Here is a 19,023-nt window from a genome sequence, read left to right as displayed (position 1 = left end):
ATTAAAGTAAAATTTTTCTTAATTTATCAGTGGCATAATCAATAGCGACCTCTGTATTCCCGTTATTTTTTCCTCCACCTTGAGCTGCAAACTGATTTCCGCCACCTCTTCCATCAATTAAAGTTATTGTATCTTTTAGAATTTCATTCATATTAGCTTTTTTAATATCTTTAGAACTATTAAAGATTAAGTTGACTCTATCACCATTTCTTACTGCAAATAAAACTATAGAATTATATTCATCAGTTATTTTATTTGCTAATTTTCCTATGTGCTTAATATCATCACCTTCAAAAATTTCATTAACTAAAGTGATATCACCAATTCTCTCTGACTTACTTAACATTTCTTTTATCTTATAATCGCCTATTTCAGCTTTAATCTTTCTATTTTCATCTAGAAGATTTCTATTATTATCTAAAAGATTTTTAACAGCATTTAATGTATCACCTTCTCCTGATTTTAGGAGTTTACATATTTCACCTAAGATTTCATCTTTCATAAAGAAATCAGAAACAGCTCTTTTTCCAGCTACATACTCTATTCTTGTAGCATTTTTATGCTTTTCCCATCTTCTTATTTTTATAATCTGAAGATCTCTTGTATTGCTTGGATGAACTCCACAACAAGCATTTAAGTCTAATCCTACAATTTCAACTATTCTGATTTCCTCATCTGTTTTTGGCAAAGCTCTTCTTGTTTTAATCTTTTTAAGCTCTTTTTTAGTTGGAGCATAACTCTTAACCTCTAAACTTTCAAAGATTAATCTATTAGCTTCTTTTTCAGCTTCTCTTATAGTCTTTTCATCTAAAAAACCTACAATATCAACTGTACTTACTTCTTCACCTAAATGGAATCCACAAGTATTTGCTCCAAATAAATCGTAAAAACAACCTGAAAGAAGATGTTGACCTAAATGTTGTTGCATTCCATCTAATCTTCTTTCCCAATCTAATTCACATTGTAGATTTTTTAATTTTTTAGGCTCTTTCTCTAAAACGTGATATACCTTTCCAGCCTCTTCATAAACATCAAGAACCTTAATTCCTCCAATAAGCCCTAAATCACCTGGTTGGCCACCCCCACCTGGAAAGAAGGCTGTTTGATCTAAGACAACATGAAAATTTCCATCTACCTCTTTAACTTCAAGAATTTCTCCTTTAAAGTCTTTTATGTACTGATTTTCATAATAAAGCTTTATCATTTTATCTTTACACCTCGATTACTTCTTTAATAATAGATGAGTTCTAACTTAAACATATTTTCTAACACATAAAATTACCTCTAAATTTTACAATTTTAAATACATAATAGCATAAATCATATATTGATAATGCCATCGTATTACTCCACTTTTAAAGTCTAAAGCACTAAAATATATTTTTAATTTTAAGTTCCTTAAAATATTTTAGAAACCCCTCTTATTTAAATTAAACTCTAAAATAAATTATATCATTTATTTACTAAATTAAAACTTACAAAATCCAAAAAGAATTTTAATAATTATATTAACTTATAAACTGATTAAAAGCCAGAGAATTTCTAAAAATCTAGAAAATCTCTGGCTCTTTTTATTAAACTTATTTCAAATCTATTTTAATAGCATCTCCACCAGGTTCATTGCTACTTCTATCTAAGAATACAACAGTATAATCATTTTCTTTTAATTCTTTAGGAAATTCTATATAAAACTCATTTCCACTTACATGTTTAATCTTATCTGCATATCCCATTTCTTTATTTCCTATAGGCTCAATTTTTTCTCCTGTTTCATTATTTATAATATAGTTTGGTGCTCCATATATTGAATACTTAGATTCATAATATACTCTTGTTCCATTTTCAATATTTTCTATTTTATTAATCTTAGAATAAACTTCTCCATTATCTAATTTTACTTCACTTTCTCCAGTTAAGTTTAACTCTGATTTAAGTTCTTTAGGGAAAGTAACTTCACCAGAAGAAGTTTCCTCATTCATATCATTTCTCTGGATATATGGAATTATGGTTAAGCTCTCACTCTCCTCATTAACTTCTTTTAAATTGTAAGTATAGAACATCTTAGAGTTTCCATTTTCATCACTGTGTCCAATTCCACGCCCCCCTTTTGCATATAAATATTTTCCTTTATCATCAAAAATTACAAGGTCTAAATCACTATAATCATATGGCTCTTTTGTTTGTATCACTTGTAAAACTGTATTTATAGGAGTTTGTATCAATTTAGTTAATATTGTATCATTTAAATCTTTTCCTAAGTTTATGTTAAGGTCTTGTTCCTTTATATTTTCTTTAACTAAATCATCACTTATAGGTATATCAAAATTCCACTTTCCTTTCACTTTAACATCCTCAGTAACAGTTCCTAGACTACTTATATCTATACTTAAATTAAAATTATTAGGAATCTTTATGTCTCCTCCTAACATATTCTTTTTAAATTCTTCTGGAGCAAGCCTTTCAGTTGCTACAGAATATCTTTTGCTACCAACATATGTGAAATCATCTATCTTTATTCCTCCACCACTAAATCCAGAGTTTAACCATTTATTATTTACTTCTAGCTTAACATCTAATAAATCTAGACCATCCTCTAAAGACTTATCTGATTGAATAGTATAAAAAATTTCTAAGTCTATAGTGTCATAAACAATTTTATTTATTGTTACTCTATATCCATTGCTCTCTTTAGTAACATCTAAATCTGAAGCATATTTATCATAATTTTCATATATTTCACCATTAAATATTTCAAATATCTTTCCTATAACAGGAATGTTTTGTGCATAGGTTGGCATTGTTACTCCAAATATTAAAGTTCCAACTATACAAGCTGCACATATCCCTGAAACTTTCTTATAATTTCTTTTTCTCTTTCCTAAATTATTAATAGCTTCATCCATTTTCTTATTAATATCCTCTGGTATTTTACTATTTTCCATTTTCAATTTATTTTTAACTTCCCTATCAAATAAATCATCTATATTTTTCATTAATTAAACCCTCCATTAAAGTTAAGTTCATTGAACCTCAAAACTTTTTATCAACCTTATAAAAATTGATTTTTTACCATAATATTTTTAAGTTCCAAGAAAAACACCTCTAGTATTTTTATGTTATATAGAACTTCTAAGTTTTTCTCTTGCTCTAGCAAGTCTTGATCTTACAGTTCCCTCTGCTACATTTAACATTTCTGATATCTCCTTTGTAGACATATCCTCAAAATAATATAATACTGTAGTTATCCTTAACTCTTCACTTAATGAATTAACTACAGAGGTTAACTCAATATTTCCATAATCATCACTATAAGATTCTTCATTTTCTAACTTGTCTAAAAATACTGTTTTTTTATTTCTTCTTAATATAAGATTGCACTCATTTATTAAAACTCTTATTATCCAAGTTTTAAAAAACTCATCTTTTTTTAAAGTTCCAATCTTTTCATAAGATTTTATTATGGTATTTTGAAGTGCGTCCTCAATATCTTCCTTATTATTTAAAATTCCTCTAGCAACCCTATAAATGCTTAATCTATTTTCATCTATAAGACTTAGAAAGGCATCCTTATCCCCTTTTTTTGCTTGAGAAACCATTGAAGTTTTTCTGTGTTCTAAAAATGATAATAACTCCACAACTTTCCTCCTAAAATGTAATAACTTAGCTAAGCTTTATACTTATTAGATGGTTTAACTAGTAAAAATGCTCCCTACAAAAATAATTTTTATTATGTCTATGTTTTAAACTAGCTAAAAATCAACATTCATCTAAAACATAGTCTTTATTATAAATATTTTAAATACCACTCAGACAATATTTACTCATATTTAACATATTGCCTACATATTTCTTGTTTGTTTATTATTAATTTCTTATAATAAAAATATAAAACTCTAAACCAATATCTTAATTCAACATTAATTATTGGCCATACTTCTACACCATATTAATTAGCCTTAATATGCTTTTATAAACCATATTAAAATACATAGAAGTATCTATTTAAATAACAGGAAAATTTATTTTAAACTTAAAGAAAAGAGATGTTTAATATGAAAAGAAAACTAATTATAAGTGTAATAATAGGAACTTTAATAGCATCAAGTTTTGTTTTAGCTGGATGCGGAAATTTAAATAATACAGATGCTAATACTCAGACTTCTCAATCACAAGCAATAAATCAAGATAATTCTAATGCATCACAAAGTGAAAATAATGCTACAGAAGAATCAAAAGATAAGACTGATACTAATAAAGAAAATAATTCTTCTGACAATGATAAAGCTACTAATAATTCAACTAACTCTCCCAAAAAATCTAGTGAATCAAGTAGTTCTCAATCATCTAAAAATAATGATAAAATTAATAAGAACACTAATGATGATAAAACTTCAAATAAATCTGATAATTCCTCTGATTCTTCTAAAGAAAATTCTAAGGATAACGCTTCCCCTTCAAATAATGGAGAAGAAAATAATTCTAAAGTACCTCTAAAAGATTTGGCTGATAAAATCGCTGATTTAGAATTAGGTGGAAATGTACAATATATAACTCCAGTAAAAGCAATAGGTTCTGGTGAAAATTTATCTTATGAAGAAGATCCAAATAGTAGTCTTTTCTTCTGTTCTGATACTAAATTTGATAGCAAAAATTTAAAATATGGAACTTTAGTAAATCTCTTTGGCTACAATGAAAAAACAGATACCTATTCATTTATTGTAAGTAGTTATGAATTTTTGAAAAATGGTGGTAGTGGAACAATAGACCATGGAACAATCTCCTCATCTGGGAAAATAGAATCTGGAAATTTAAATTGATAATTTACACATTGTTTTTCATAAAAAAAGCATTATATGACTTAAAGTCATATAATGCTTTTTTTATATTTTAATAATTTTGATCATATTGAAGTCTATATCTAAACTTTTCAAGTCTATAATGTCCTTCTTTGTCTAACTCTTTAAGATTATATTTATGATTATATCCCATTTTTTTATAAAAATCACATGCTGTAATTGATGATGGAATTTCAATTCGTCTTGCTCTTAAGAAATATTCATCCTTTTCTAAAGTCTCTATGATTTTTCTACCTATTCCTTTTCCATGTAATTCAGGTAAAACAAAAATAGTTAATAATATGCTCTCATCATCTTTTCCCCAAAAACTTGAAATTGCACCACAGCCAACTATTTTATTTTTTAAAACAGCAACATACATATGTGAATTCTTTGCTATATATAAAACTTTATTTTCATTATAATGAGAAGCTAACTTTTTCATACTTTCTTCGGAATAATCCTTTATATTAACTTCTAAAAAGTTTCTTTCAATCAATTTAGAAACTTCACTTCCATCTTTTTGCTCAAATCTACGTATTTTCAAATCATCCATTAAACAATTCACCTAGCTTCCTAACTTAATATTACCCTATTTAAAAAAATATATATTAATTGAGCTTATTTTTAAGCTAACTCAATTTCAAGCTTAAAATAAAAAACTCTCCTAAGAATCCCATTTAATAAACTTACTTGAAAGTTTCAAAATGAACTCTTGTTTCTAATAAATTCTCATCACTACTTACTCTTAAAGGTTGATCTGGATATCCAATTGATATTATTGAATCAATAGCATACTCAGTTGGTATATTTAAGATCCCCTTTATGTATTCCTCAGTTGAAGTATTTTCATCAAATTCTCTTTCTCTAACTTGAATCCAACAAGAGCCTAATCCTAAATCATGACTTTCAAGTTGAATTAAAGTAGCTGTTATGGCAGCATCCTCTATCCATACATCTGGTGTAATCTTTGTATTAGCCATTACAACAATAGCTAAATTTGCATTCTTTACAAAAATACTTTCATTCCTAGTTCTACATTTGGAAAGTTTTTCTAGAACTTCTTTATTCTTAATAACTAAAAGCTCACAAGGCTTTCTATTTTTAGATGAAGGTGCTAAAAGTCCAGCTTTTAAAATTGATTCTATTTTTTCCTTTTCTACTTCAATATTCTTATACTTTCTCACACTTCTTCTTGTTTTTAATAATTCAAGCATACTTGTTCCCCCTAAAAATTCTCTATTCCTATATTTTATTAATTAACTTTACCCTTTAAATATTCTTCTTTAGATAAATTGTAATAAAGAGCTTTAACTTTTCTTTGATCTAAAAGCTCTAAAACTTTTTCTTTAGTGAATTTATACTTAAATCCACTCTTTTCACAAACTCTTTTTGAATTTAAATTTTCTTCATAATGACAGCACCAAATCAAATCTAAGTTTAATTTATTAAATCCATAATCCATTAATACCCCAACTGCCTCTGGCATTATTCCTTGACCCCAATATTTAGGATTTAAAACATATCCAACTTCTCTTTGGTTTAATTCATCTAGTCTCTCATCTGGTTTTCTATGATGAAGCCCTATACTACCTATGACCTTATTTTCATTTTTTAATTCAATAGCATATACTTCTTCGCTTTTAATAAAGTGTTCTAATATTACTTTACTATCTTCTATGCTCTTATGAACTGGCCATCCTGCTCTTGGACCAACAAGTTCACTACTTGCATACTCATACAAATCCTTTAAATCATTTTCTTTCCACGGTCTTAAAACAAACCGGCTACTTTCTAATAAATTCATAAAATATCCCCCCTTTTATGATAAAACTTATTATACACCTTTTCTCTTTCTTGTAAACTTTATGAAACTAATAATTTTATGCTACAACTTAAATATACATGCTAAATTCATTAACACACCTTATGAACGATAATAATTTATTTATTTAAAGCTATTCTGATAAAAATCTTTATAATCTTTAACTATATAATTTATGGCCATAATACCTTTAATTTCATAGGAAATTAAAGAAAAAAGTATCAATAATAAACTTTGACTATAGAAAAAAATTGTTGTAAACTTATAAATAAAATCTAAGGATAAGGGTGGTTCTATTGGCACTTATTATTTTGGGAATATATATTTTGGTAAATATAATTCTACTTCATAGAACAAAAAAAATTAGAAAAGGTAAAAAGGCTGTTACCATAAGAATAATGAGCCTTGTTTCTATAATAATGTTTTTATTATCACTACTAATACTTTTATTTGGCGCCATGTCTTATTTACATGATAAGAACCTAATAAATATAGTAGTGCCAGCAATTTATTGCCTTATTTTAATTTTTATATCTTATAAATTCATATGTTTTTACATAATAGATGACGCTATAATCTATGGATATAATTACTACATGTTTAAGGATATACAGAAGATAGAGATTAGAAAAGCAAAAAACAAATTTATTGTAACAATATACATAACAGGAGCCACTACATTATATTTTAAATTAGACTATTTAAAAAAGAAGACGCTTTTAAATGCTCTTCATGGTAAGGTCCTATGTATAAATTTATAAATAAAGCCTATATAAACATACTGAAATTTAATATGTTTATATAGACTTTTTATTTCTAACTTACTCCTAAACTTACATTATAAAATTTTAATCTAGGTTCAACAAATTTTTCTTCTCTAAAGTTGTAATTGCAGAAATAATATAAAAATCTTGCTAATTGAATTTCTGCCATATTAAGTGTCTTAATGGCAGCTAAAGCCTGCTCTCTTGTATCATCCTTAAAAGCATCATAAATTAATTCTTTTGCATATTCTGAACTTTCATTACCTAAATATCTACAATAGTCATCAAAACTAAGGTTACTATTCTTATAATATATATCTAAAACTCTCTGTTTATCATCTTCCTTAAATACTTTATCTCCTTCATCCTTTAATATATATGAAAATATTTCGCCATGAGTAGGTACCCCTTTTAAAAGTATATTCTCATCCTTATCTTTATTTTCATCTAAAAGAAGAGTTATATCTTTATCACCCTTTATCCAATCTTGAGCAAGATTTTCAAATCTACGATGATTAGAAAAATTTCCTTTTCCTATTTTATTTATATCAAATTTTTTTAATATGCTCATTATCTTATCATTTGGCCTCGCAATATGATGTGTTACATGATGAGGTTCACTCATATCAGCTAAGTAATGACAAGCAAAACTTAAATACTTCATGCACTTTCTTCTCTTCCCCATATCTCTATATTTTAGAGCTTTTCTACCAAAGAATATAAACTTACACATTGCAGTTTTTCCTTTGCCAATTCTTCCGAAATAATTATCCTTATGCTCTCCATGATAGAAATGGAAGGAGAATAAAGTTAGTGCTGATCTAATCATTATATCTGGTTTTCTAGAATATGATGGTCTAATCCAACCAAAGCTTTTACTAACATTGTAATTTAACTCAAGTATATCCATACACCATTTAAGCACCTTAGAAAAGCTCTTATTATCAAGATATAAATTATTATCACTAAGTACCATTCTATTAGCCTGTTCTAATAACATATCATGGGTGTTAGATTTTTTTAAAGATTTTTTCATAACCTTAGGCATTTTCTTTACTATCTTTTTCATGTTATCCATGATTGTCGCCTCCCACCTTAATACAATTATATCACCAGCAACAAAAAATATTTAACGTTAAAAAAGGTAGTAAAAGTCAAATTTAGACCTCTACTACCTATTAAAGAGAATTATCTACTTCCCTTGTACATTATTTCTTTCAACAAATCTTCTTATTCTCTTTACAGCCTCCATAATATCTTCCATTGAAGCTGCATAACAGGCTCTTATAAATCCTTCCCCACAATCTCCAAAAGCATTCCCTGGAACAGCTAATACCTTCTCTTCAAGAAGAAGTTTTTCACAGAACTCATCTGAACTCATTCCAGTTGATTTAATACATGGGAATACATATAAGGCACCTAATGGTTCAAAGCAATCTAATCCCATGCTTCTAAACCCTTCAACTAACACTCTTCTTCTTCTATTGTACTCTCTTGCCATTTCAGCTACACTCTCATCACCATTTTTAAGAGCCTCAATAGCAGCATACTGTGCTGTTGTTGGCGAACACATTATTGCATATTGATGTATCTTTTTCATAGCGTCAATTAAAATTTTATGAGCACAAACATATCCAAGTCTCCATCCAGTCATAGCATAAGCTTTAGAAAACCCATTTATAACAATAGTTTTTTCTTTTACTTCTGGGAAACTAGCTATAGAAACATGATCTTCATCATATGATAATTCTGCATATATTTCGTCTGAAATAATTATTACATCTTTATCTTTTAAAACCTCAACAATTCCTGCAAGCTCTTCTTTATTCATTATTGCCCCAGTTGGATTATTAGGGAAAGGAATTATTACAACCTTTGTCTTTTCAGTTATAGCTTCCTCTAGAAGTTCTGGTGTTAATTTAAAATCATCCTCTGCTCTTAAATCTATTGTTTTAGCAGTGGCTCCTGTGAATGCTGTACATCCCTTATAAGCTACAAAGCTTGGCTCAGGTATTATAACTTCATCCCCAGGGCCAACTAAAGCTCTAAGGGCTAAGTCTATTCCTTCACTTCCCCCAACAGTAACAAGTATTTCATCCTTTGGATTATATCTAAGAGAAAATCTTCTATTTAAATACTTTGCTATTTCCTCTCTTAATTCTATAAATCCTGCATTTGATGAATAGTGAGTATGCCCTTGTTCTAGAGAATATATTCCTGCCTCTCTAACATTCCAAGGTGTTACAAAATCAGGTTCCCCAACACCTAAAGAAATAACATCCTCCATTTCGTTTATTAAATCAAAATATTTTCTAATACCTGAAGGTGGCATATTTTTCACATTGTCTAATATCATATTCTCTAGCATCATATAAATAACATCTCCCTATCATCTGTTTTCTTTTCTCTAAATATTGTTCCATGATCTTTATACTTTTTAAGTACAAAGTGAGTTGCTGTTCCTGTTACGCATTCCTGAATTGCAAGTTTATCTGAAACAAACATTGCAACTTCTTTCATTGTTTTTCCCTCTACGATAACAGTTAAATCAAATCCACCTGAAGACATTAAATAACAAGCTTTAACCTGTGGAAATTGGTATATTCTTTCCGCAACCTTATCAAAGCCAACACCTCTTTGAGGAGTTATCTGTACTTCTATTAATGCTGTAACTGTCTCTCTTCCTGTATTCTCCCAATTTATAAGTGTAGTATATCCTGCAATTATACTTCTTTCTTCATAGTCTCTTATAGCATCTCTAACCTCTTCAACTGTCTTTCCTGTCATAACAGCTATTTCTTGGTCTGTATATCTACTATTTTTCTCTAAAACTTCTAAAATTTCTTCCATGACCATTGGCCCCCTTTGTTATTTATCTTTATTTAAACTATTTAATATATTTAGCATTTTTAACTACTATCAAAATTAATATAACTTAATAGTTATTTTTTATTTACTATATATTTTCAGCTTAATATATATTTTTTAAATAAATAAAAAAGTTCCCTCATCCCTAAAAAGGGACGAAGGAACTACTTCGCGGTACCACCCTAATAAGTAAAATTACTTTTACTCACCTCAGTTAGAAATCTTTAATAGTATGGTCAAAACTAAATAAATTTATGTTCCAATTATTAATAAATTTCTATCCTCTTTAACGGGAGGAACTCGTCTTAATCTAATTAAAAGTTTTAACTCATCCTAAAACTTAAGATAAGTTCACTAAACCTTCTACTTCAACTTTTAGTTCTCAATAAGAAACTCCAAGACTGCTTCAACTAAGCTTTCTTACTAAATTCACACCAAACTTTAGCTCTCTGAAAAGTACACTTAATTTACTCTTTCTTTTCACTGCTTCTAATCATTTTTCATTTTTCTATATTATATACATAAAATTTATTAAATTCAATATTTTTTTCAATATTTTTTTATAATCTCACATATATATTATTCTTTTCCTCTTAAAATTTTTATTAATGAAGCCTTTTTGCCATAATGTAAAGTTCCTTTTTTATATAACTTACTACTAAAGAATCCAACTAAAATTATGAATCCAACATTAATAATAGTAGTTATTAAAACTTCCATAAAGGTAACTTTTGATAAAACTATTCTCTCAAACATTATTAAAGGTGACGCAAATGGAATATAACTAAATACCTTTGCTAATGTTGATTCAATATTAAACATACAATTCATTGCAAGTAGGAAAACCCCAACAAATATTAAAGTTATAGCTCCCATAGAAGAGTTTACATCCTGAGCGCTTGTAGCAAGTGAAGCTACTGCAGCATATAGCATTGAGAATGTTAAATATCCTAAAAGGAAATATGCTATGAATGCAAATATTATACTAGCATTTAAATTTAATGAACTTAAAACATCTAAGCTTACCCCTGACGTTTTAAGCATTATGAGACCAAAACCTAAAAACACAGCTATTTGGGTTAATCCTACGGCACATACCCCTAAAACTTTTCCAAAGAAAAGCTCCATAGGTTTAGCCATTGTTATTAATGTTTCCATTATTCTATTACTCTTTTCTTCTATAACTGAGTTAGCAACCATAGAACCAAAAGTAAGAGTTATTATATATATTCCAAATACAAGTGCATAAACCAATACCATTCTCTCTTGAGAAGCATTTCCTGTCTGAACAACATCTAATTGAGCTGGTGTCATTATATTAGCATATTCATCTGGAGTTAAATTGAATTTCTTTATTGAGAACATAAACTTAGTATCGTTTAAAATTGTATTAACCTTCTTCGTTAAAGAATCACTAGGTAATTCATTTACATACAGTTTCCCTGTGACTTCTTGTCCTGTTGAAATTTCAAGTAAAGCCTTATAATCTGACTTTCCATTTTCAATCTCGTTCTTAACTTTATCTACTTCTCCACTATTACTAGTTAAAGTAATTTCAAAGTTATCATCATTCAACCTATCTAAAGTATCTTTATTTAAGAAACTGTTATCTGCTTCTGTACTTACCATTATTAAATCTTTGGATCCCTCACCTTTAAATAAACCTACTATCTTATCCATGTTAAAAAATCCAAGCATTAATATTAAAGTAATTATTGTTGATATTATAAGTCCTTTATTCTTAATGGTCTCTTTATAGGTAAAACTAAAAATGCTCCAAAACTTTTTCATATTAATCACCTAACCTTTCTATGAAAATATCATTTAAAGATGGTCTTTCAAAATAAAAACCTCTTATATCTAAATTTGTGTTAGTGATTTTTCTTAAAAGTTCTTTTCCTTTTTCTAAATCTTTAAGATTTATTCTATAACTTCCTTTTTTGAACTCTAAAGAATCAAACCCTAATTCTTTTAAGAAGTCTTGAAGTTCTTTTTCTCCTTCTACTACAAGTCCTTTAATTCCATACTCTTCTTTTATCTTATTAAGATTTCCTTGAAGTATTGTTTCACCTTTTTTAAGCATTATAATGTCGTCACAAAAGGCTTCAACATCGGCCATTCTATGGCTACTAAAAATTAAAGTTTTTCCTTTAGCTAGTAATTCTCTTATTACAGTTTTAAATAACTCTACATTTACAGGGTCTAATCCACTAAATGGCTCATCTAAGATTATTACCTCAGGATCATGCATTACTGCAACTATTAATTGTATCTTCTGTTTATTTCCTTTTGATAATGTTTCAACTTTTTTATTTAAGTAATCACTGATTTCAAATTTTTCAAGCCAATACTCTATGCTTTTTAAAGCATCCTTTTTCTTCATTCCATAAAGTGAAGCAAAATACATAAGTTGACTTTTTACTGTGTACTTAAGATAAAGACCTCTCTCCTCCGGTAAATAGCCAAAAGCATTTTCATCAAAACTTAATTTTTTGTTATCAACCAAAACTTTTCCAGTATCACTTGGAAGTATGCCAAGTAATATCCTTATTGCAGTAGTCTTTCCTGCTCCATTTCTTCCCAATAAACCTAAAGCCTTTCCTTTTTCAATTACAAAACTTAAATCTTTTAAGGCTTGTACTTCACCAAAGGTTTTGCTTATATTTTGAGCCTCAATTCTCACTTGAAGTCCCCCTTTTTGTTAAAATAATCTGTTAAAATTTAGTATCACTTAAGATATTACCATTTTTTCTCTTATTTTGAAATATAATTACACCTTAATTTTTACTTAAAAACTAAAATCAGTAAAAGTGCTACTGAACTTATTAATAAACTTAATATTAATACTGTTAAAGTTTTTATTTCTAATCTATCAGAAATACCCTGATAAGTTAAAAGTAAAATTTATAATAGGTAATTTAGTATTAATAAAAAATTGTGGTCATTTTATTCATACTGATTTCCCTGATGAATACTTGAAAAATATTATAGAATTCATAAAAAAATAAAAGGTCTTAATTGACCTTTTATTTGATAATATTAAAAATTTCTTCTTCTATTTCTTTATCGTACTTATTACTTCTCAAATCATTTACTAAATTCTCTTTTTCCTCTGGATTATGGTTTATTTTTTTATCTACAACCCTAGGAAATTCTATGTAACTTTTTACTATTTGCCCATTTTCTATTTTTAAAATTGAAGGCACTCTTCTAGCACCTGATAATTCTTCTAAAAGCTCTTCATTTCCTTCTCTATCCCAGAACTTTATGTTTATATTCTTATTGTTCTCACTTAATTTAATTAAAAATGGAATTGCTGAGGCAGCATCTTTACATCTAGTTATTGAAAATACAGCTATATCAACTTTATCCTTAATGCTATCTATCTCTTTTATTTTCTCTTTGCAAACTGCAACTCTATTAAAAAATTCTTTAATCATTTCTCTTTCTTCGTCTGTAGCAGTTCTTAAATATTCTTCATAAGTTAATCCACTTTTCATATCTAACATGATTTCACCTCATATATATTTTGTCTTATTCTTTATATTAATATATTAAAAATAATTTAATATTAAATGTGCTTCTTTACTATTGAATTACATAAAAAATAACCAATTAAAACGCCTACTATACTTATAACCCAATTATCTATTCCAATATATATTACAGGAACAGAAATTAATCCAAAACTTAATATGAATTGTAATATTGGAACTATAAAATAAGCTAAAGAACCTACTGCTATACAACCTAGTCTATTATTGAATTTACCTTTTAAAAATACAGGATAAAATCCTAATGGCATAAATAAAATTATTCTAATTATTATCCATTTAATAATAAAGCCTATAGTTACTCCATTATTCATTAATTCTATATAATTTTTAAATGGCATTAAATCAACTTGAAAATTTATATCTGAGCTTCCTCTAATCTCTATAGGGAATATATACCAACCCACTAGAAATATAAGATAATTAGAAAATAAAAATTTATATAATTCCTTTTTCCAGTCTATTTCATACTTAATTCCTTTTACTTTATAATAAATTAAAACTCCTCCTCTAATTATTATATACATAGGTACAGCGACAATAATTAAAGCAAGTAATCTTATATAATCAAACCTCATAAATACTAAATGAGTAAAAAAAGCTAAAAGTATTATTAGTGAAATACCGACTGTATATAGTAATGGTTTAATTCCTTTCTCCACTACAGTTTCCAACTCTTCTTTTATTTCATTTACTTCTCCAAATCTTTCTAAGGCGATTTTAATACTCTCTTTTTCACTAAATCCTTCTAACTTTAGCTCTTCTACAGATTCTGTTAGATGACTTCTCATAGTTTCTTTAATTTCTTTATTTTCTTTTGAAATCCCATCAATGTGCTTGTATAAAGAATCAATATAACTATCTATTTCTCTCATTTTACTCTCCCCCCAAAAAAACATTCATAACACTTTTTAAAAATTCCCATTCAACCTTTTTTTCCTTAAGATACTTGATTCCTTCTTCTGTAATTTTAAAATACCTTCTTCTTCCACCACCACTTTTACAATCACCCCAATATGATATTACAAGACCAGCTTTTTCTAATCTTTTTAAAACAACATATAAAGTTCCGTCTTTAACTTTAAAGACTTCCTTACTATTCTCTCTAATTAATTTTGAAATTTCATATCCATATAAATCTTTTTCTTGTAAAAGTGATAATACTATACTTTCTACATGTCCTTTTATGATTTCTTTATTTAGTTCCAATATTATCCCTCCTTAGTATAATTATACCATAAAGTACTATATAGTATAGATTACTTTATTGTATAATTAATAAAAAAAGCTAAATCAGTATCTTATACTAATTTAGCTTTTTAATTTTAAATTTATCTTATCTTTTCTATCTCTACACATTTAAAGCTACTATTCTCATAAAGCTTTAATGCTTTTTCATTCCATTTAGCAACATGTAATTTTATTATTTCTATCCCCATATTCTGCATATTATTAATTGCATATAATAATATTTTTTTACCATACCCTTTTCTTTGATATTTGGGATTTACTATTAAATCATCAATTTCACCATCTATTATTGAAATTGAACCAATTAATTCCTCATTTTCTCTTAAAACAAATATTTTATCTTTTTTATCTTCTAATTGCTCAATTGAAGAATAAAAATAATATGGCTCTATATCTAAAGACTTTCTCATCTCATAAAAACATTCATTATATATATTTTTATATTCTTCAAAAAATTCTTCTCTAAAAGGAACTAGGTTTATATCTGTTTTAACCTCTCCTCCTATATATTCCATACCATAAGCTATAACTTCCATTTTCCTCTCAACTCCTTTAAATTAAATCTTAATTTACATAAACTTAAATACAAAAAGGAGCTGTATTACAACTAAAAAATACAACTCCTTTAAAAGATTAACTATTAACTTTATCTAATTTTAGACTCTTCTCTAACTTTCTAAGAGTTATTTGATGAAGATAATATCTATACATCTGAATTATTTCTAAATGATTATACTCACTTAATTCATCAATAGTAGTTTTATTATTACCATTGAAAAGTAATCCTAAGGAATATTTTAGATAAACATTACAATAAACTTCAAAGTATATAAATTCATATTTGTATTTTTGTTCATCATAATCATACTTAGGATCTCTACATAGAACCTTTGCTTCTTCTGAAATGTTTGACCATACTTTTACAAACTCATTATAATCCTCTGGAAACTTTTCTTTTTTAAAAAACTCTTGAAATTCCTTTTCCGCTAATTCTCTTAAACACTTTAAATGTCTAACCTCTCCGTATAAATTCTCTGATACGGACATTCTAAGCTTTAAAGTTTCTTTTAAATTTCCTTGAATTTGATCATCTGTAGTTGCTAAAATACTTTTTATTATTCTCTGTAAGTTTTCTACTCTCTCTTCCATAACCATAATCCCCTTTTACCCTTATAATAAAATTTATATTTAACTTTCATATTTCATTACCCTCTTAAAATATAAAAGTTATGAACTAATAAATAAAAAGCTATGTTTTAAAATAGTGTTCGTCATTAGCCAAGCCTAAAAAGCTAGCTAAAGATTAACATTAATATAAAACAGAGCCAAAAAATATTTTACTTTAAACTACTCTAAATTCTCTCTTTTCTCAGTAGAATTTCTAAATAAAGTTTTTAAACTCTCTTGATCATTACAGCATAAGGCCCTTTTTATCTTCTCTAACTCTCTTTGAAAGGATTCTATTCTATTTATTAAGTTTTCTTTATTCCCTAAAAACAATTGACTCCATAACTCTTCATTTATCTTTGCAATTCTAGTTAATTCTCTATAGCTATCCCCTACAAACTTTCCTGTATCAATGCCTAAATCATCGCTATTAACTAAAGATACTGCAATAGCATGTGGTAATTGACTTGTAAAAGCAATTATTTCATCATGTATTTTAGGAGAAATCCTTTTTACATTAGAAAATCCCATTTTAAAGGCTAGGTCTTCTATTAATTTTAAGCTTTCTTCCTTATTCTCATTAACAGGAGTTATTATAAAGTTAGCCTTTTGAAATACTTCTGCTGAAGCATATTCAAAGCCTCTTTTTTCTCTTCCTGCCATGGGATGAGAGAATACAAAATCAATTCCTTCTGGTAATATTTCTAATACACTTTCTATAAAGCATTCCTTTATCCCAGTAACATCAGTAATAATTAAGTTTTCTTTGAATTCACTTTTATAGATATTTATAAAATTTATAATATCCTTAGGATAAATACAAAGAATAATCAAGTCTGTATTCCTGATTATTTCTTTTGACTCTTCTGACTTAAATAAGGCTCCTTCTTTTATTATTCCAAGGCTTTTTGTCTTAAGCAACGAATCCCTATTTACATCAATTCCATAAATATCGAATTCCTTGTAATCTTTTAAAGACAAAGCATAAGAACCCCCAATAACTCCAAGTCCTACTATGGTTATATTCATACCTACATTGCTTTAATCTATTAAATTAAAGCAATAATTCACCCCCTTGTAGAAATTGCTTACATAAAACCTTAAGTAAAATAAATTACAAATTTATATATACCCCAAATAAATATGTAATAAAACAAATAATAAAATTTAAAATGTTACTAAAAGATCATAAAGTTTATGAATTTTATATAGTTATTAAAGAATAAAAACATGTGTAAAACCAAATTAGTTGTTTTCTTAATAGTATTTTTGTAAAACCTAAAAATTCTCTTATAGCCTATATTAAAATTCTCAACTTTATATAATACAATGATAACTCTTTTACCTTAAATATTCCCTCTATTTCTTTTAATTTAATGTAAACTTATTCTGAATCTAGATATAACTAAGTTTTTAATACTATAATTAGTCTTAAAATTCATATTCTAGTAAAGCTTTATTTCTAATTATAAAAAAAGGCACATCCTATATATTGATTGTGCCTTTTTTATAATTAATACATCTTTATGCTTTTATTAATCTATTTAATATTTAAAATACATCTCTTTCCATAAGTTTTATAACATTGATTGCATGACACACACTTAGGATTTTTTAAATCTCCTGAAGACCATTTATTTATTAAGTCTGGCTCTGCTGTTAAAGGTCTTGAAAGTGAAAAATATTCTATATTTGTATCGTTTAATAACTCTTCCATAACATCAAAGTGTCTATTACCACCTGATAAAATTACAGGTTTGTTTATTCTTTCAGCTAGCTTTATAGCATATTCTTTAAAATAAGATTCTCTTTCCTTTGAAACAGCCACTTTAGTTCTTGCTGGTCCTAAGTTATTTTTCATAACTTCTTCTATGGATTCATTTCCTCCAGTAACCTCAATAGCATCAATTCCTAATTCAGCTAATCTTTCAGCTACATATAGACTATCCTCTATAGTTAATCCACCTTCCTTTACATAGTCTGAAGAATTTAGCTTTATTAGTATTGGGAAATTATCTCCAACTTTTTCCCTCATTGCTTTAAATATTTCAAAAACAAATCTACCTCTATTTTCTATACTTCCCCCATACTCATCTATTCTTTTATTATAATAAGGAGATAAGAATTGACTTACTAAATACCCATGTCCTCCATGTATCTCAACTCCATCAAATCCTGATTTTTTAACTCTTAATGCTGCTTCTGCATATGCATTAACTAAATACTTTATATTTTCCTTAGTCATTTCTTTTGATAAAGTTTCTGTAACTTCATTCCTAGTAGTAGAAGGTCCCCATATAACTCTTTCTCCTACATTAAATTCAGTCATAAATCCACCATATACTATTTGCATTATTATATTAGATCCAAGTCTATGAATTTTATCTGTAAATTTCTTATATTCTGGTATAAAAGAATCATCATATATTCCCATCATTCCTGGATTAGGTTGTTCGTTCTCTGTTACAAAAGCATATCCTGTTACTATTGTCCCTACTCCACCTCTAGCCAATTCTTCATATATTTCTGATAATTCATTTGTCATATGACCTTTCTCATCAGCTAACGCTGTCCATAATGCTCCTCTTAAAAATCTATTTTTCATGTTAATTGTTCCTAAGTTAGTTTTATCAAATAATGTTTTCATACTTTCCTCCTAAAAATAAAACTAAATTTTATTTTTTATATTAATAAACTCCGTTTTTCTTTTATGAGAATCATATTTTATAAGCTTATAAATTTTTTCCTCAATCTATGAA

Annotated in this window: 20 protein-coding genes; 2 read left to right on the top strand and 18 right to left on the bottom strand. The window is 27.2% G+C overall.

Annotated features, from left to right (window positions below; genetic code table 11):
* Position 1: 1 nt before the first annotated feature.
* The 3 genes from AC2A4K_RS04385 to AC2A4K_RS04375 form a co-directional block, all read right to left on the bottom strand.
* A complete protein-coding gene (locus AC2A4K_RS04385) occupies positions 2-1,204 on the bottom strand; it encodes an alanyl-tRNA editing protein (RefSeq protein WP_322504181.1) in 1,203 nt (400 codons plus the stop codon).
* A gap of 376 nt (positions 1,205-1,580) precedes the next feature.
* Positions 1,581-2,993 (bottom strand): DUF4179 domain-containing protein, encoded by a 1,413-nt coding sequence (locus AC2A4K_RS04380; RefSeq protein ID WP_322504182.1) that lies wholly within the window; start codon positions 2,991-2,993, stop codon positions 1,581-1,583.
* Positions 2,994-3,116: 123 nt separating this feature from the next.
* Complete coding sequence (locus AC2A4K_RS04375; RefSeq protein ID WP_322504183.1) at positions 3,117-3,635, bottom strand: RNA polymerase sigma factor; 519 nt, start codon at positions 3,633-3,635, stop codon at positions 3,117-3,119.
* A gap of 417 nt (positions 3,636-4,052) precedes the next feature.
* On the opposite strand from AC2A4K_RS04375, the gene AC2A4K_RS04370 reads away from it, so the two are divergent.
* On the top strand, positions 4,053-4,817 hold the full coding sequence (locus AC2A4K_RS04370; RefSeq protein WP_322504184.1) for a hypothetical protein: 765 nt from the start codon (positions 4,053-4,055) through the stop codon (positions 4,815-4,817).
* 70 nt (positions 4,818-4,887) lie between these two features.
* Here the strand turns inward: AC2A4K_RS04370 and AC2A4K_RS04365 are convergent, their stop codons facing one another.
* The 3 genes from AC2A4K_RS04365 to AC2A4K_RS04355 all read right to left on the bottom strand — a co-directional run bounded on the left by AC2A4K_RS04365 (position 4,888) and on the right by AC2A4K_RS04355 (position 6,642).
* On the bottom strand, positions 4,888-5,391 hold the full coding sequence (locus tag AC2A4K_RS04365) for a GNAT family N-acetyltransferase (protein ID WP_322504185.1): 504 nt from the start codon (positions 5,389-5,391) through the stop codon (positions 4,888-4,890).
* A gap of 133 nt (positions 5,392-5,524) precedes the next feature.
* Entirely contained in the window at positions 5,525-6,052 is a 528-nt protein-coding gene (locus AC2A4K_RS04360) for a nitroreductase family protein (RefSeq protein ID WP_322504186.1), read from the bottom strand.
* A gap of 38 nt (positions 6,053-6,090) precedes the next feature.
* Positions 6,091-6,642, bottom strand: coding sequence for a GNAT family N-acetyltransferase (locus AC2A4K_RS04355; RefSeq protein ID WP_322504187.1), 552 nt, complete (start codon positions 6,640-6,642; stop codon positions 6,091-6,093).
* A 305-nt stretch (positions 6,643-6,947) separates the two neighbouring features.
* Here AC2A4K_RS04355 and AC2A4K_RS04350 point away from each other — a divergent pair, with 305 nt between their 5' ends.
* Entirely contained in the window at positions 6,948-7,421 is a 474-nt protein-coding gene (locus AC2A4K_RS04350; RefSeq protein ID WP_322504188.1) for a hypothetical protein, read from the top strand.
* 55 nt (positions 7,422-7,476) lie between these two features.
* On the opposite strand, the gene AC2A4K_RS04345 is transcribed toward AC2A4K_RS04350, so the two are convergent.
* From AC2A4K_RS04345 to AC2A4K_RS04290, 12 genes are all read right to left on the bottom strand, one after another.
* Positions 7,477-8,502: a phospholipase C/P1 nuclease family protein gene (locus AC2A4K_RS04345; protein WP_322504189.1), complete on the bottom strand. Its 1,026-nt coding sequence runs from the start codon at positions 8,500-8,502 to the stop codon at positions 7,477-7,479.
* Between the two features lie 114 nt (positions 8,503-8,616).
* Positions 8,617-9,795, bottom strand: a complete 1,179-nt coding sequence (locus AC2A4K_RS04340) for an aminotransferase class I/II-fold pyridoxal phosphate-dependent enzyme (protein WP_322504190.1) — start codon at positions 9,793-9,795, stop codon at positions 8,617-8,619.
* Positions 9,792-10,274, bottom strand: a complete 483-nt coding sequence (locus tag AC2A4K_RS04335; RefSeq protein WP_322504191.1) for an Lrp/AsnC family transcriptional regulator — start codon at positions 10,272-10,274, stop codon at positions 9,792-9,794. The genes AC2A4K_RS04340 and AC2A4K_RS04335 overlap by 4 nt, the downstream gene beginning before the upstream one ends.
* A gap of 597 nt (positions 10,275-10,871) precedes the next feature.
* The gene (locus AC2A4K_RS04330; RefSeq protein WP_322504192.1) at positions 10,872-12,083 is read right to left on the bottom strand and encodes an ABC transporter permease; all 1,212 of its coding nucleotides are present in this window, start codon (positions 12,081-12,083) and stop codon (positions 10,872-10,874) included.
* Between the two features lies 1 nt (position 12,084).
* Complete coding sequence (locus AC2A4K_RS04325) at positions 12,085-12,975, bottom strand: ABC transporter ATP-binding protein (RefSeq protein WP_322504193.1); 891 nt, start codon at positions 12,973-12,975, stop codon at positions 12,085-12,087.
* Between the two features lie 343 nt (positions 12,976-13,318).
* Positions 13,319-13,801, bottom strand: a complete 483-nt coding sequence (locus AC2A4K_RS04320; RefSeq protein WP_322504194.1) for a thioredoxin family protein — start codon at positions 13,799-13,801, stop codon at positions 13,319-13,321.
* A gap of 62 nt (positions 13,802-13,863) precedes the next feature.
* Positions 13,864-14,721 carry a permease prefix domain 1-containing protein gene (locus AC2A4K_RS04315; protein WP_322504195.1) on the bottom strand — a complete coding sequence of 286 codons (858 nt, stop codon included), beginning with the start codon at positions 14,719-14,721 and terminating at the stop codon, positions 13,864-13,866.
* A gap of 1 nt (position 14,722) precedes the next feature.
* The gene (locus AC2A4K_RS04310) at positions 14,723-15,055 is read right to left on the bottom strand and encodes a PadR family transcriptional regulator (RefSeq protein ID WP_322504196.1); all 333 of its coding nucleotides are present in this window, start codon (positions 15,053-15,055) and stop codon (positions 14,723-14,725) included.
* A gap of 122 nt (positions 15,056-15,177) precedes the next feature.
* Positions 15,178-15,633 carry a GNAT family N-acetyltransferase gene (locus tag AC2A4K_RS04305; protein WP_322504197.1) on the bottom strand — a complete coding sequence of 152 codons (456 nt, stop codon included), beginning with the start codon at positions 15,631-15,633 and terminating at the stop codon, positions 15,178-15,180.
* A 97-nt stretch (positions 15,634-15,730) separates the two neighbouring features.
* Complete coding sequence (locus AC2A4K_RS04300; RefSeq protein WP_322504198.1) at positions 15,731-16,246, bottom strand: hypothetical protein; 516 nt, start codon at positions 16,244-16,246, stop codon at positions 15,731-15,733.
* Positions 16,247-16,444: 198 nt separating this feature from the next.
* Positions 16,445-17,293, bottom strand: coding sequence for a prephenate dehydrogenase (locus tag AC2A4K_RS04295; RefSeq protein WP_322504199.1), 849 nt, complete (start codon positions 17,291-17,293; stop codon positions 16,445-16,447).
* A gap of 511 nt (positions 17,294-17,804) precedes the next feature.
* Entirely contained in the window at positions 17,805-18,911 is a 1,107-nt protein-coding gene (locus AC2A4K_RS04290) for an NADH:flavin oxidoreductase (RefSeq protein WP_322504200.1), read from the bottom strand.
* Between the last annotated feature and the right edge of the window lie 112 nt (positions 18,912-19,023).

It is taken from the genome of Clostridium sp. LIBA-8841 (genome assembly GCF_057782475.1).
The sequence above is the reverse complement of the archived record's forward strand: the minus strand, read 5'-3'. Positions and strand labels throughout refer to the sequence as shown.